The sequence below is a fragment of the Bradyrhizobium sp. SEMIA genome (assembly GCF_014844175.1).
GTDB lineage: Bacteria > Pseudomonadota > Alphaproteobacteria > Rhizobiales > Xanthobacteraceae > Bradyrhizobium > Bradyrhizobium arachidis.
The window spans coordinates 2,854,174-2,867,680 of the sequence record NZ_CP046601.1; the positions used below are offsets into that span (position 1 = coordinate 2,854,174).

At 65.0% G+C, this 13,507-nt stretch carries 12 protein-coding genes and 2 pseudogenes; 9 read left to right on the forward strand and 5 right to left on the reverse strand.

The features are described 5' to 3' along the window. Positions 1 to 31 precede the first annotated feature (31 nt). A complete protein-coding gene (locus FOM02_RS13910) occupies positions 32 to 1,168 on the forward strand; it encodes an alpha-hydroxy acid oxidase (RefSeq protein WP_027565105.1) in 1,137 nt (378 codons plus the stop codon). A gap of 485 nt (positions 1,169 to 1,653) precedes the next feature. Here the strand turns inward: FOM02_RS13910 and FOM02_RS13915 are convergent, their stop codons facing one another. Further along, entirely contained in the window at positions 1,654 to 2,856 is a 1,203-nt protein-coding gene (locus FOM02_RS13915; RefSeq protein ID WP_027562985.1) for a pyridoxal phosphate-dependent aminotransferase, read from the reverse strand. A gap of 647 nt (positions 2,857 to 3,503) precedes the next feature. On the opposite strand from FOM02_RS13915, the gene FOM02_RS13920 reads away from it, so the two are divergent. The 6 genes and pseudogenes from FOM02_RS13920 (at position 3,504) to FOM02_RS13945 (ending at position 7,707) form a co-directional block, all read left to right on the forward strand. Beyond that, positions 3,504 to 4,154 carry a glutathione S-transferase family protein gene (locus FOM02_RS13920; protein ID WP_027562986.1) on the forward strand — a complete coding sequence of 217 codons (651 nt, stop codon included), beginning with the start codon at positions 3,504 to 3,506 and terminating at the stop codon, positions 4,152 to 4,154. Positions 4,155 to 4,308: 154 nt separating this feature from the next. Next, complete coding sequence (locus tag FOM02_RS13925) at positions 4,309 to 4,485, forward strand: hypothetical protein (protein ID WP_167336551.1); 177 nt, start codon at positions 4,309 to 4,311, stop codon at positions 4,483 to 4,485. Positions 4,486 to 4,557: 72 nt separating this feature from the next. After that, entirely contained in the window at positions 4,558 to 4,716 is a 159-nt protein-coding gene (locus FOM02_RS13930) for a hypothetical protein (protein WP_035730709.1), read from the forward strand. A gap of 217 nt (positions 4,717 to 4,933) precedes the next feature. Further along, positions 4,934 to 5,739 (forward strand): annotated as a pseudogene (locus FOM02_RS13935) (PAS-domain containing protein). Positions 5,740 to 6,046: 307 nt separating this feature from the next. After that, a complete protein-coding gene (locus FOM02_RS13940) occupies positions 6,047 to 6,502 on the forward strand; it encodes a GNAT family N-acetyltransferase (RefSeq protein WP_027562989.1) in 456 nt (151 codons plus the stop codon). Positions 6,503 to 6,765: 263 nt separating this feature from the next. After that, entirely contained in the window at positions 6,766 to 7,707 is a 942-nt protein-coding gene (locus FOM02_RS13945) for an aldo/keto reductase (protein ID WP_027562990.1), read from the forward strand. Between the two features lie 31 nt (positions 7,708 to 7,738). Here FOM02_RS13945 and FOM02_RS13950 read toward each other — a convergent pair whose 3' ends face one another. The 3 genes and pseudogenes from FOM02_RS13950 to FOM02_RS13960 form a co-directional block, all read right to left on the reverse strand. Continuing rightward, positions 7,739 to 8,062 carry an antibiotic biosynthesis monooxygenase family protein gene (locus tag FOM02_RS13950; protein ID WP_027562991.1) on the reverse strand — a complete coding sequence of 108 codons (324 nt, stop codon included), beginning with the start codon at positions 8,060 to 8,062 and terminating at the stop codon, positions 7,739 to 7,741. Positions 8,063 to 8,149: 87 nt separating this feature from the next. Continuing rightward, a pseudogene (locus tag FOM02_RS13955) lies at positions 8,150 to 9,365 on the reverse strand (DUF1501 domain-containing protein). Positions 9,366 to 9,367: 2 nt separating this feature from the next. After that, a complete protein-coding gene (locus FOM02_RS13960) occupies positions 9,368 to 10,576 on the reverse strand; it encodes a DUF1800 domain-containing protein (RefSeq protein WP_416207780.1) in 1,209 nt (402 codons plus the stop codon). 517 nt (positions 10,577 to 11,093) lie between these two features. Between FOM02_RS13960 and FOM02_RS13965 the strand changes: the two genes are divergently transcribed. Continuing rightward, entirely contained in the window at positions 11,094 to 11,297 is a 204-nt protein-coding gene (locus tag FOM02_RS13965; RefSeq protein WP_028146510.1) for a cysteine-rich CWC family protein, read from the forward strand. 191 nt (positions 11,298 to 11,488) lie between these two features. On the opposite strand, the gene FOM02_RS13970 is transcribed toward FOM02_RS13965, so the two are convergent. Next, positions 11,489 to 12,187, reverse strand: a complete 699-nt coding sequence (locus FOM02_RS13970) for a glutathione S-transferase family protein (RefSeq protein WP_027562994.1) — start codon at positions 12,185 to 12,187, stop codon at positions 11,489 to 11,491. Between the two features lie 193 nt (positions 12,188 to 12,380). On the opposite strand from FOM02_RS13970, the gene FOM02_RS13975 reads away from it, so the two are divergent. Continuing rightward, the gene (locus FOM02_RS13975; protein WP_027562995.1) at positions 12,381 to 13,496 is read left to right on the forward strand and encodes an MBL fold metallo-hydrolase; all 1,116 of its coding nucleotides are present in this window, start codon (positions 12,381 to 12,383) and stop codon (positions 13,494 to 13,496) included. The last annotated feature ends 11 nt before the right edge of the window (positions 13,497 to 13,507 follow it).

Sequence of the window (13,507 nt, forward strand, 5' to 3'; positions counted from 1 at the left end):
CTTCCGAGACGAGACGGGCCGGGGAACGTTCATGAAGCACATCACCTGTATCGACGATCTTCGCGCGCTGCATAAGCGCCGCGTGCCGAAGGCGTTCTTCGACTATTGCGACCGCGGTTCCTATGCCGAGGAAACGCTGCGCGCCAACCGCGAGGACCTGCAGGCGATCAAATTCCGCCAGCGCATCCTGGTCGACGTCTCCAAGCGCGACACCTCGACCACGATTTTGGGCGAGCCCTCGACCATGCCGCTGATCCTCGCGCCGGTGGGCCTGCTCGGCATGCAGCATGGCGACGGCGAGATTTACGCCTGCCGCGCCGCGCAGGCCGCCGGCATCCCGTTCACGCAATCGACCATGTCGATCTGCTCGATCGAGGACATCGCCGCCAATGTCGAGAAGCCGTTCTGGTTCCAGCTCTACGTCATGAAGGACCGCGGCTTCATCAAGGAGCTGATCCAGCGCGCCGCCGCCGCCAAGTGCAGCGCACTGGTGCTCACCGTCGACCTGCAGGTGATCGGCCAGCGCCATGCCGACATCAAGAACGGCATGACGGTGCCACCGGAATGGTCGCTATCGAAGCTTTTGGACTTCGCCAGCAAGCCGGCCTGGGTCTCGGGCGTGCTGCAAGGCAAGCGCCGCACCTTCGGCAACATCGCAGGCCACGTGAAGAACACCGAGGATCTCAACCGTCTCGCCGAATGGACGGCATCGCAATTCGACACGTCGTTGAACTGGAAGGACGTCGAGTGGGTCCGCAGCATCTGGCCGGGCAAGCTCATCATCAAGGGCATTTTGGACGTCGAAGACGCCGAGGAAGCGGCGAAGACCGGGGCGCAGGCGCTGGTGGTGTCGAACCATGGCGGCCGCCAGCTCGACGGCGCGCCATCCTCGATCGAGGTGCTGCCGGAGATCGCGGATGCGGTCGGCGACAAGATGGAGATCATGTTCGACGGCGGCATCCGCTCCGGCCAGGACGTGATGCGCGCGCTCGCGCTCGGCGCCAAGTCCTGTATGATCGGCCGTGCCTATGCCTATGGGCTCGGCGCCGGCGGCCAGGCCGGCGTCGCCAAGGCGATCGACATCATCCAGAAGGAGCTGCTGACCACGATGGGTCTGTGCGGCGTCAACCGGATCGACGAGATCGACGATCATATCATTGCGGTGTAGCCGCAGCGGCGGTGCCGTAGTGCCGTAGGGTGGGCAAAGCGTAAGTGTGCCCACCAACTTTCCTAGAGCGAGAGAAGACGTGGGCACGGCGCAAGTGCGCCTTTGCCCACCCTACCGGTTCTCGGCGTAATCGAAGATCGCGGCCACAATCTCCGCTGTCGTCCCGGACAAGCGTAGCCTTGGCAACGCGTAGCGTTGTCCGGGGCGGAGCGCCGATCCGGCAACTGTTATGTTGGGTTGGCTTTCAGGTACGGCTTTCGGGCGAGGGGGTGTGAGAGCGGCGCGTCCCTTACCCAAGCGAGCGTTGCTCGTCTATACCTCTCCCCGCCTTTCCCGCGGGGAGAGGTCGGGATTGCGAAGCAATCCGGGTGAGGGGCAAGGCACAACGCCAACCAAAGCAATAGTCCATCCGACTCCACCTCATCGAGCCACCAAATAAAAAAGGCCCGCGCGAAGCGGGCCTTTTCGTTTCGATTGGAATGAGCTTACCGCAGATTGCCGCAGAAGCGCTGGATGCGCTTGCAGGCGTCTTCGAGGTCGGAGGTCTTGGTCGCGTAGGAGATGCGGAAGGCCGGGCCGAGGCCGAAGGCCGAGCCCTGCACCACGGCGACGCCTTCGGTCTCGAGCAGCTCGGTGACGAACTGCTCGTCGTTCGAGATCACATTGCCCGACGGCGCCTTCTTGCCGATCGTGCCGGCGCAGGACGGATAGACGTAGAACGCGCCTTCCGGCCGCGGGCACTCGATGCCGTTGGCCTGGTTGAGCATGGAGACGACGAGGTCGCGGCGCTCCTTGAACACCTTGTTGTTGGCGGGGATGAAATCCTGCGGACCGTTCAGCGCCTCGACCGAAGCCCACTGCGCGATCGAGCAGGGGTTCGAGGTCGACTGCGACTGGATGGTCGACATCGCCTTGATCAGCTGCGCCGGGCCGCCGGCATAACCGATACGCCAGCCGGTCATGCAATAGGCCTTCGACACGCCGTTCACGGTGAGCGTGCGGTCATAGAGACTGGGCTCGACCTGTGCGACCGTAGTGAACTGGAAGTCGTCATAGACGAGGTGCTCGTACATGTCGTCGGTCATGACCCACACATGCGGATGCTTGACCAAGACGTCGGTGAGCGCTTTCAGCTCGGCCCGGGTGTAGGCGGCACCGGTCGGGTTCGACGGCGAGCACAGGATGACCCATTTGGTCTTCGGCGTGATCGCGCGCTCGAGCGCCTCGGCCCCGAGCTTGAAGCCGGTCGCGGCGGTGCAGACCACCGGCACCGGCTCGCCGCCGGCGAGCGCAACCATTTCAGGGTAGCTGACCCAATAGGGCGCGGGGATGATCACCTCATCGCCCGGATTGATGGTCGCCATCAGCGCATTGTAGAGCACCTGCTTGCCGCCGGTGCCGACGATGATCTGGTTCGGCTTGTAGGCGACGCCGTTCTCGCGCTGAAACTTCGCGATGATGGCGTCCTTCAGCTCGGGAATGCCGTCGACCGCGGTGTACTTGGTCTTGCCGGCTTCGATGGCGCGGATCGCGGCCAGCTTGATGTTGGCGGGCGTGTCGAAGTCGGGCTCGCCGGCGCCAAGGCCGATGACGTTGCGGCCCGCCGCTTTCAGCGCGCGTGCTTTATCCGTGACCGCGATGGTCGCGGACGGCTTCACACGGTCGAGCGCAGCGGCAAGGAAGGACATCGTCATCTCCTGACAAGCGTCGTGAAGCCTTTCGCCTCACGACTCTGATTGTGGGAATGTGACCACCCTAAAACGTGTGCCGCTGCGCCGCAAGAAACTTCGGCCCGATCTCGCAAAAGTTTACGGATTTGGAGCGTTTCAAGGCGCGATTTCCCGCAATTTTCCGCAACTTTGCCGGGCAAACCCCTCATATCCGGCAAGGCTTGTCCTCGGAGCAATTTTGCGTGTTGCGTGCCGTTATGAAAGCAGCACGCCGTCATGCCCAGCCTTGTCCCGGGCATCCACGTTCTTCTTGCCGCGTGGCAAGGCGTGGATGGCCGGGTCATAGGCGAGCGGAAGCGACGCCGTCCTTCGGACGGCTATGCCCGGCCATGACGATCGTGGAGGCGTCAACGCCCCGCCTCAACTGGATCGATCAACCCTCTGGCACCAATGCACGGTCGAATGCGTCCACGCGTTGACGCAAGCGTGAACTCATTTGCATCGTCGCGCGAAAATGATCTTCCGCGGCGTTGCAGTGCGGTAGGGTTTTCGAGTTTTTCTATCGGCTGGCTCTTGCGGCGGATTCGCATCGGCATCATTGTTTATCCGCGCTGCGGGGCAACACGTGCCGCGCCTTTCCCAACCACGGATTCGAAACTCCCCGAATGTACAAGCTCTATTCGATGCAACGCTCGGGCAACAGCTACAAGGTCCGCCTTGCGCTGGCGCTGCTCAACGTGCCCTACGAAGCGATCGAGGTGGACATTCTGCGCGGCGAAAGCCGCACGCCGGATTTTCTGACCAAGAATCCGTCGGGCCAGGTGCCGCTGCTCGATGTCGGCGACGACCGCTTTCTCGCCGAGTCCAACGCCATCCTCTGGTACGTCGCCGTCGGCACGCCGCTCGCGCCGGAGAACCGCATCGATCGCGCCGAGGCGCTGCAATGGATGTTCTTCGAGCAGCACGCGCTCGAGCCGAACATCGGCGCCGCCTATTTCTGGCTGTCGCTGGTCAAGGGCGGCCGCGACCTGCAGACGCACGCGCTGGAGGACTGGATGGAGCGCGGCTATGGCGCGCTGCAGGTGATGGAGAACCATCTCAAGACCAACGCCTATTTCGCCGCCCGCCAGCTCACGGTCGCCGACATCGCGCTGTACGGCTACACCCACCTCGCCGATCGCTGCGACTTCGACCTCTCGACCTTCCCGGCGATTCGGGACTGGCTGAAGCGGGTAGAAGCCACGCCCGGCTTCGTGTCGATGGACTGGCGGCCAGCCGACATCGACGATCCCGCCAGCATCGCCGCGGGCGCCTGAGGGCGCGCCCGCGCTGGCGAATAACGGGTATAAGGTTCATCTTCGCCGCAATCTCGCCATTTTCGGCGCGATAGCCGCCGCAATATTGCCCGTTGAAATAGTGAAATTGTTCGATGTCGCGGGTGATTCGCTCGCACGTTGAAGGATTTAGACCATGATTCGGGCGTCCGGCACGGCAGGCTTTCAGGGCCATACCGATACCGTTTCGTCTTCCCGGCTGACCAACGCGGTCGCGGCCTCGCTCGCCGTCGCCGCGCTCTCGCTGTGCCTGATCGTCACCCTGACGGTGCTGTCGACCAAGGCGACCATGGCGATGGGCCTGCCGGTCTGATTCCCGTCTCATCCTCGACCAGCCTTCAAGGCGCCGCGTGGCCCCGCCAACCGGCATCGCGACAGGACGTCGATGAAATCACCTGTGGTCATCGTTGCAATCACCCTGACCGCGGCCATCCTGGTCGCAGCGTCGCTGCTGATCTTGGTCGGCACGCGCAAGGGTCCGGGAACGTCGACGCTCAATGTCCCGGCGCAGCACCAGCGCGTGAAGCAGATGCATTTGGGCTAGAGCCCCGCTCCGCCGGAATCGGAACCGGGCTCCGGATTCTTGTGTTGACGCGTTTTCTTGACGCGAACCGGTATCCACTTCGCTCGAAAACGCTCTAAATCATCCGAAAGCTTTGCCCGGAACCACAAGCGCCTCTTAAGCGCACCGCACGAAATCGGATTGCGCTCGCGCAACGGTAGGTCAGTCTGACCGCCTTACTCGTTCAGGGAGGAACGAGATGCGGTTCGGATGGCGTGCGATCTCCGGTCCGGTGCTGACGGCAGCGATTGCGCTGCTCGCGATCCTGCTCGATCGCACCATTCCCCTTCCCTCGCCTGCGCCGGTGTTCGTCTGTGTCGTCGCGCTTGCCGGCGCGCTGTCGGGTTTCGCCTCCGCGATGACCAGCGCGGCGCTCGCCGTGATCGGCGCGGCGCTGTTCTGCCTCGGCCATCGCGCCATGTCCCTCCATGCCGCGCCGACCTAGTCGGCCTCCTCGCCGTGACCGCCTTCGGCACTGCAGGCATCACCGGCCTGATGCGCGAGCGGCTGCTCGCCACCTTCGCCGCCGAGCGCCAGAGCCACGCCACCGCCGCGCGGCTGTCGGCCGCGCTCGACCAGGTCGACATCGGCATCGTGCTGCTCGATGCCGAGACGCGGGCCGAATTCATCAACCGCGCGTTCCGCGATTATTTTGCGCTGCCGGACGAGATCGCCGACGGCAAGCCGCCGTTCATCGCGCTGATGTATCACGGCCGCGACACCGGCGCGTTCGAGCTGCCCGAGGACGAGCTCAGCACCTTCATCGCGCAGCGCATGGAGATGGTACGGGTCGGCGATGCCACGCCGATCAACATCAAGCTGCGCAATGGCGAGGTGCTGCGCTTCGTCTGCAACGTGCTGCCCGACGGCGGCCGCATGCTGAGCTACACGCCGGTGACTGACCTCGTCCGCCACACCGACGCGCCGGAACGCGCCGACTACTACCGCTCGCTGCGCGATCCCCAGAACCGCAAGCTGATCCGGTATCTTCGCGTCGCGGAGTGATGCGACTGCGCCATCCGCTGCGTTACAATCCGAACCGGCGCTCGCGGAGACAGCCCCTCACCCCACCCTCTCCCCGCAAGAGCGGGGCGAGGGGGTGTGAGAGCGGCGCGTCCCTTACCCAAGCGAGCGTTGCTCGTCTTAACCTCTCCCCGCCTTTCCGCGGGGAGAGGTCGGATTGCGAAGCAATCCGGGTGAGGGGCATGGCACACTGTCGCCACGACTGAATATCCATCCGTCTCGCAAGACATTTGATCATCTGCACGAACATCCCGTATGAATGAAGTTCAATCTCTCGCGGAATTCTCACATGTCGCTCGCCATTCGCGCCGTCACGAAGCAGGACTACGACCAATGGCTGCCGCTTTGGGACGGCTACAACGCCTTCTACGGCCGCTCCGGCCCGACCGCGCTCGCGCCCGAAATCACGAAGGTGACATGGCAGCGCTTCTTCGATGCCTACGAGCCGGTGCATGCGCTGGTCGCCGAGAGCGACGGCAAGTTGCTCGGACTGACGCACTATCTGTTCCACCGCAGCACCACCGCAATCGAGCCGTCCTGCTATCTGCAGGACCTGTTCACGCTGGAAGCCGCGCGCGGCAAAGGCGTCGCCTCGGCGCTGATTTATGGCGTCTACGAGCGCGCGAAGCTTGCGGGATCCCCGCGCGTCTATTGGCAGACGCACGAGACCAACGTCACCGCGCAGAGCCTGTACGACAAGGTCGCCGAGCGCTCCGGCTTCATCGTCTATCGCAAGATCTTCTGATTTTTGCCGGCTTTTCCCGAACCACGCGGCCTGTGGATAACTTTGCCTGTCACTGGCGCGTAACACACCGGGATTAAGTTGCAGCTGCGTCTGATCAGGCCCCCCGTCACCGATCAAGCGCCCCAAAGCGGTCCCCGTCAGTCGCCGCGTCTGACAGGGGCCGCATTTTTTTGGCCGCATGGCAGCAGCGCAGGTGGGCTCCTTGCCGGTCGCGTGCACCGCGGTCACAATACACCGCTGTAGACTTCTGACAGGGATCTCCCATGGAAATTCGTAATCTCGGCGCCTCCGGCCTTCGCGTGTCCGCGGTCGGGCTCGGCTGCAACAATTTCGGCCAGCGCACCGACCTCGAGGCCTCGCGCAAGGTGATCCATCGCGCGCTCGATCTCGGCATCACGCTGTTCGACACCGCCGACGTCTATTCCAACATGGGCGGCTCGGAAAACGTGCTCGGCACCGTGCTGGGCGATCGCCGCAAGGACATCGTGCTGGCGACGAAATATTCCAAGCCGATGGCGGAGGACGGCACCAAGCAGGGCGCCTCGCGCCGCTACATCATGGAGGCCGTGGAAGCGAGCCTGAAGCGGCTGAAGACCGACTACATCGATCTCTACCAGCAGCACGATTACGATCCGCTGACGCCGATCGAGGAGAGCCTGCGCGCGCTCGACGATCTCGTCCGCCAGGGCAAGGTGCGCTACATCGGCAATTCGAACTTCCCGGCCTGGCGCATCGCGGAAGCCGAATACGTCGCGCGCGCGATGAATGTCAGCCGCTTCGTCTCCTGCCAGGACGAATATTCACTCGTCGTGCGCGACATCGAGAAGGACCTGCTGCCGGCAGCCGTGGAATACAAGCTCGGCCTGTTGCCGTTCTTCCCGCTCGCGAGCGGCCTTCTCACCGGCAAATACCGGAAGGGCGAGGCCGCGCCCGGCGACACCCGCTTCGGCCAGACGCCGCGATTGCGCGACCGCTACGTCACGCCGCGCAACGAGGCGATCGTCGAGAAGCTGCAGGCATTTGCGACCGCGCGCGGGCACAGCATGCTGGAGCTCGCCTTCTCCTGGCTCGCCGCGCGTCCGCAGGTGTCGAGCGTGATCGCGGGTGCGACCCGCGTCGAGCAGATCGAGCAGAACGTCAAGGCGATCGCCTGGAAGCTCAGCGCGGAGGAGATGGCGGAGATCGACAGGATCACGCTGGGCTGATTTTTGCGGCGCTGATCTCTCCGGCGCGGCGCTATCTGGCGCCGCGTCCCACGGTCTGCATCACCTCAAACCCCTCGAATTGGGGATGGCCGAGATAAAGCGGCTTGTTGTCGCCCGCCTTGTGATGCGCGGCGCGAAACGCCTCCGATTTCGTCCAGGCCTCGAACGCGGCATGGTTCGCCCACACGGTGTGCGAGGCATAGAGCGTGTGGTCCTCCAGCTCCGGCCCGCGCAGCAGATGGAATTCGACGAAGCCCGGCACCTTGTCCAGATGCGTGTCGCGCGTGAGCCAGACCTGCTCGAAGGCAGCCTCGGAGCCTTTGGCGACGCGGAAGCGGTTCATGGCGATGTACATGCGGTGATCTCCTGATGTCCGGCTCATCATGTCGTCATTCCGGGACGCGCCGCAAGGCGCGGGCCCGGAATGACGAGCGTTTGTGGGTTAGGCAACCAATCCCTTCATCGGCCGTGCCGCCGCGCTATCGGGGAACACCGTTTCCGCCAGCACGCGATCGGACAAGCCGAACTGGCCTTGCAGCACGCCCTTGATCACGGAGCGCAGATCTGTCGTCGGCTTGAGGTCGCGGCCCTCGTAGAGATTGGCGAGCTTGAGGCCGGGCCAGTCGGAAATGACGCGGCCGCCTTTCACGGCGCCGCCGGCAAGCAGCGCGATGGTGCCGGTGCCGTGATCGGTGCCGTCGGTGCCGTTGATGCGCGCGGTGCGACCGAACTCGGTGGCGACGACGACGACGGTATCGCGCCAGCGATCAGCGAGGCCGCTTTCGAATTCGGCGAGCGCGCCGTCGAGGCCGCCAAGCAGGAAAGCGAGACGCCCGACCGGACCGCCTTCATTGGCGTGTGTGTCCCAGCCGTCGAAGGCGAGCGCGGCGATGCGCGGGCCGTCATCGGCCGCCATCAGTTTTGCCGCGCCGCGCGCGACCTGGCGCATCTGCACGACCTGGTTGCCGGGCTTGCGCTTCATGTCGTCGCCGTTCGCTGCCTTCTCGAGCTGGAGGCCTTGCGACAATGCCGCAGCCAGCGCGGGATCGCGGTGGCGGTAGAGATCGGCGAGGCGCATCGCGGTGTCGTCATCGGCCTGCGGCAGCGCCACCGGCGCCCAGCCGACGGTCGGCGCATTGCCGCGCAGCACCAGCGGCGTGGTCGGGCCGACCGCAAGCCCGCTCGACACGCGCTCGCCGCGCGGCAGCGCTTCCAGCGCGCGGTTGAGCCAGCCGGATTGCACGCGGCCCGGCGGCATAGCCGCTTTCAAGCACGTCCTGGCCGTCGAAATGCGAGCGATCGCGATAGGGCGTTGCGACCGCGTGGATCACCGCGGCATGCATGTCGCGATACATGCGCGCGAATTCCGGCATCGACGGATGCAGCGCGAAGAAAGGATCGAGCATGATCGCGGGATGCGCACCATCCGCGGTGAGCGCGATCGAGCCGTGCAGGCCGGCATAATCGGGATCGCCCACCGGCGCGACGGTCGAGAGCCCGTCGAGCGCGCCCCGCAGGATCACGACAATCAACCTGGGATCGCGCCCGTCGGCCGCGCGCGCGAATTTCGGCAAATAGGCCCAGGCCGCGAAGGAGGCGCCGCCGAGCAAGAGGCCGCGGCGCGAGGTGAGGAGCCGGTTCTCGACGCAGTCGATCATCATCATCTCCTCTGCATTTCCGGCGACATCAGCAAGAGCGCCAGCGCCTGCTGGCGCGACTCCGCGCGCTCGATGGTCTTGCGCGTCTCGACGGACGCGGCATCCGCAGCAGCGAATTCGAGCAGGTCGAGCGGATCGATGTTGTTGCCGAGCCGCGCGCCCATTTGCGCGGCGATGTCGAGCCGGAGCTTGATGCCTTCCGGCGCAGCCCATGCGGCGCTGGTGTCAGGAAAACCGTTGGGGCCGGCCGGCGACCACAGCGGCTGGCCGAGCAGATTGAGATTGTTGAGGTAGGTGCCGGGATCCTCCGGCACGCGCGCGAGCAGCCGGCCGCTTGCGATGAGGAAATCGTAAGGGCTGCGCATCTTGGTCAGCGGCGCTTTCCAGGCTTCGTCGGAATCGACCAGCGCGGTCGCAAGCGCCTTGAGGTCGCCATCGGTCCTGACGAAGACGTCGCGCAGCCGCGCCACCAGCGCCGGCGGCGGATCGTCCGCGACGAAGTGGCGGACGAACTTTGTCGCGATGAAATTCGCGGTCGAGGGATGGCGCGCGATGTCGGCGAGCGCCGCCTCGCCTTGCGCGAGGCCCGCCGGCTCGTAGGTCTTGCCGAGCAGCACCTGCGGCCCGGGCTGATGCGCGTTGGTGTTGAACACGAAGGAGCCGGGTGTGCCGAGCTGCCCCTGCCGTCCGGCAAAGGTCCACCCCGTGATGATGCGCGCGAGCGAGGTGACGTCCTCCTGCGTGTAGCCGCCGCCGACGCCGAGCGTATGCAGCTCCATGATCTCGCGCGCGAGATTTTCATTCAGCCCGCGCTTGCGGTTTTGCCCCGCGCGCGAATCCGGGCCGAGCGATTGCTGGTTGTCGAGGAAGAACAGCATCGCCGGATGCTGCTCGACCGCTTTCAGCATGTCGGCGAAGCGCCCAAGCACGTGCGGCCTGATCGCCTCGCGCTCGAACGCGCCGGCCCAGATCCGCGCCAGCTCGCCCTTGCTGGCGGAGATGCAGAAATGATTGGACCAGAACACGACGAGCCGCTCGGTGAAACCGCACTCGACCAGCGTCGCGCGCTGCAACCGCGCCAGCGCCTCGGCGCGAAAGGTCTTTTGGATGACGTTGAGCGGCTGCGGTGCAGGCTTTGCGGCCGGCGGCGCGGCAGCGCTGGATGACGTTGAGCGGCTGCGGTGCAGGCTTTGCGGCCGGCGGCGCGGCAGCGCCCGGCTGCATCATCTCGGGCTTCGCCGCAGTGTCGGCCGGCTTCGCCTCCGTCATCTGGCCGGCAATCTCGGTTGCGACCGCATTCAGCGAGAGGTTTCTGCGGAGGCCCGGCTTCTGGTCGGCCGGCGCCGGCTGTGGCGCTTCAGCGGGCGCGGCGGCCTTCGCCGCCTCACGCGCCTGCTTGACCTGGTCCTGATAGGCAAACACCGCCTGCCCGAGCTGCGGCGTCGATTGCAGGCCCGGCGCTTCCAGCAGCACGCCGTTGGGGCGCGCCAGTTCCGCCTTCACGAAGCCTCTGGGATCGGAGGCCGCATTGATGAGATCGCCGGATGCGCCGCCGCGGGCGCCGAAACCGAAGCGGTTGAGCGCGACGAGGGCGGCTTGCGAATCGCGGGCCATCGATTTGTCCTTCGCGCCTTGCCAACCGCTTTCCTGAAACGTGCGCGGCGCCTAATATACCGCAGCGGCAGATGAACCCGACATGAAAATGACGCCGAAGCTTTTGCGTAAATCATGACAATCCCGAAAGAATCCCCGGCGCCGGAACCGCGCCGCCTCACCTGCTCCCGCTGCGGCACCGAGTTCGGCTGCGACCTCTCGGGCAATTGCTGGTGCGCGGAGGAGACCGCAAAGCTGCCGATGCCGGTCGAGGGCGAGGATTGTCTGTGCCGGGAGTGTTTGCGGAAGGCGGCGGGCGCGGCGAGCGCTGCTCGTTAAGTGCGAGAAGGCCACCACACCCTAGCTGTCGTCCCTGCCCAGTGCGCAATTGCGCACGTGACGCAGGGACCCATAACCACAGGGAGAAGTTTGGCGAAAGACCGTCGCTCGGTACTCATACCAAGCACGCTCGATAGATCACGCGGTATGGGTCCCTGCGTTCGCAGGGACGACAGTGGAGAGAGTGTGCCCTACACCGCGTGCCCCGGCGACTTGCGCGCCATGCCGTCGAACGCATCGAGCAGCTTCTCGCGCCAGGCGTAGACCGGATCATCCGCTTCGAGCAGCTTGAACGGGCTCGTCACCCGCGCCCATTGGAAGCCGCCGAACACGATGTAGTCGGCATAGTTCGGCGCGCTGCCGCCGATAAAGGGCTGCTTCTTCAGGGTCTGCCGCATCACCTCCAGCGACTTGCGGAACGCGACCACGCCGGTATCGCGGTTCGCCATCACCTGTTCCAGGCTCTTGCCGCCAAAACGCGCCTCGCGCGACTGGCGGAAATAGGCGGCGTCGACGTCGGCGAGATTGTGCGGGATGTCGGCGACGATCAGCGGAAAGATGCCGCCGACGATGGCGATGTCGCCCCAGGCATTGAGCATGCGCGCCATGGCGCGGCCGCCCTCACCGCCGAACAGCGATGGGCGATCCGGAAAATTGTCCTCGAGATAATTCGCGATCGCCCAGGAATCGATTACCGGCTTGTCGTGATGCAAGAGCACCGGAACCTTTTCCGAGCCGTGCGGCGCGATCGCGCTCTTCTCGGTGAAGCGCCAGGGCAGCGATTCCGCCGCAAGGCCCTTATGCGCTAGCGCCATCCGCGTGCGCCAGCAATACGGGCTGAAGGGGCGCGCCGCGTCGGTGCCGACGAGTTCGAACAGTTTGAGTGACATGATCAATTCCATTGCTGCAACTGCCGAGCACAGTAGCCTTCACGGCAGGGAGCGCAAGAAAGCCGTCCCGTCGCCGGTGCCGGGGTGTGACCCGACGGCCTCGCTGGCCCTCGCGCCGGACCGGCTGCTGCGTGTTGAGCCGGTCCCGGATTGGACTTAAGCTCGGGCATTTCAAACAGCGGGAGGCATTGCAATGACCAGAACCATTCCACGGCGCGATTTCCTGCTCGGCTCGGCGGCACTCGCGGGAGCAGCGGCCGCAAATGCCTTCACCTGTGTCGAGATCGCGAACGCTGCGCCGATGGCTGTTCCGACCGTCGACAAGCTTTCGGTCCGCGTTCTCGTGGATTCGAGCTTCGACCTGTTCTTCCGCCCCAAGCAGATCAACGGCGTCTCGATCGCACCGGCCGCGCGCGGTGGCGATTTCCGCAAATCGCTGCACAATGAATGGGGCCTGTCGCTCTGGCTGGAATCCGAAGGCGGCGGCAACCAGCGCACGCTGATGCTGGACTACGGCTACACGCCCGAGGTGCTGCTCAACAACATGGCGCTGATCGGCGTCGATCCGGCCAAGCTCAACGCGCTGATCGTCAGCCACGGCCATTACGATCATTTCGGCGGCCTGAACGGCTTCCTCGACAAGTTCCGCGACAAGCTGCCCGCCGACCTCAAGCTCTATGCGGGCGGCGAGGATAATTTCTGTCACCGCGTCAACCCGACGCCGACGCAGGGGCAGTTCGCCGATTTCGGCACGCTCGACCGCCGCCAGCTCGCGGCGCAGAAGGTGACGACCGTGCTGTGCGAAACGCCGACCGTGATCGCGGACCATGCCTTCACCACCGGCAAGATCACCCGCCGCAGCAGCGAGCGCGTGCTGCCGAACACCCTGGTCGAGTTCGGCATCAAGGACGGGCTGGGCTGCAATGTCGGCCACTATTTGCCCGCGGAGATGGAGGGCAAGATCGTGCCGGACGAGCACATCCACGAGCACGCCACCTGCTTCAACGTGCGGGATCTCGGCCTCGTCGTGATCTCCTCCTGCGGCCATGTCGGCATCGTCAACTCGGTGAAGCAGGCGCAGGAGGTGTCGGGCATTCAGAAGGTGCACGCCATCGTCGGCGGCTTCCATCTCGGCCCGGCGCCCAAGGACTACCTCACGCAGGTCGTGAGCGAGATCAAGGGGCTCAATCCTGACGTCGTGGTGCCCATGCATTGCAGTGGCCTCAACTTCGCACAGGAAGCCAATGCCCAGATGGAGGGCAAGGTGGTGGTGACGACGACGGGCAGCCGCCTCACCTTCGGGCTGTGATGCGAGGCGCC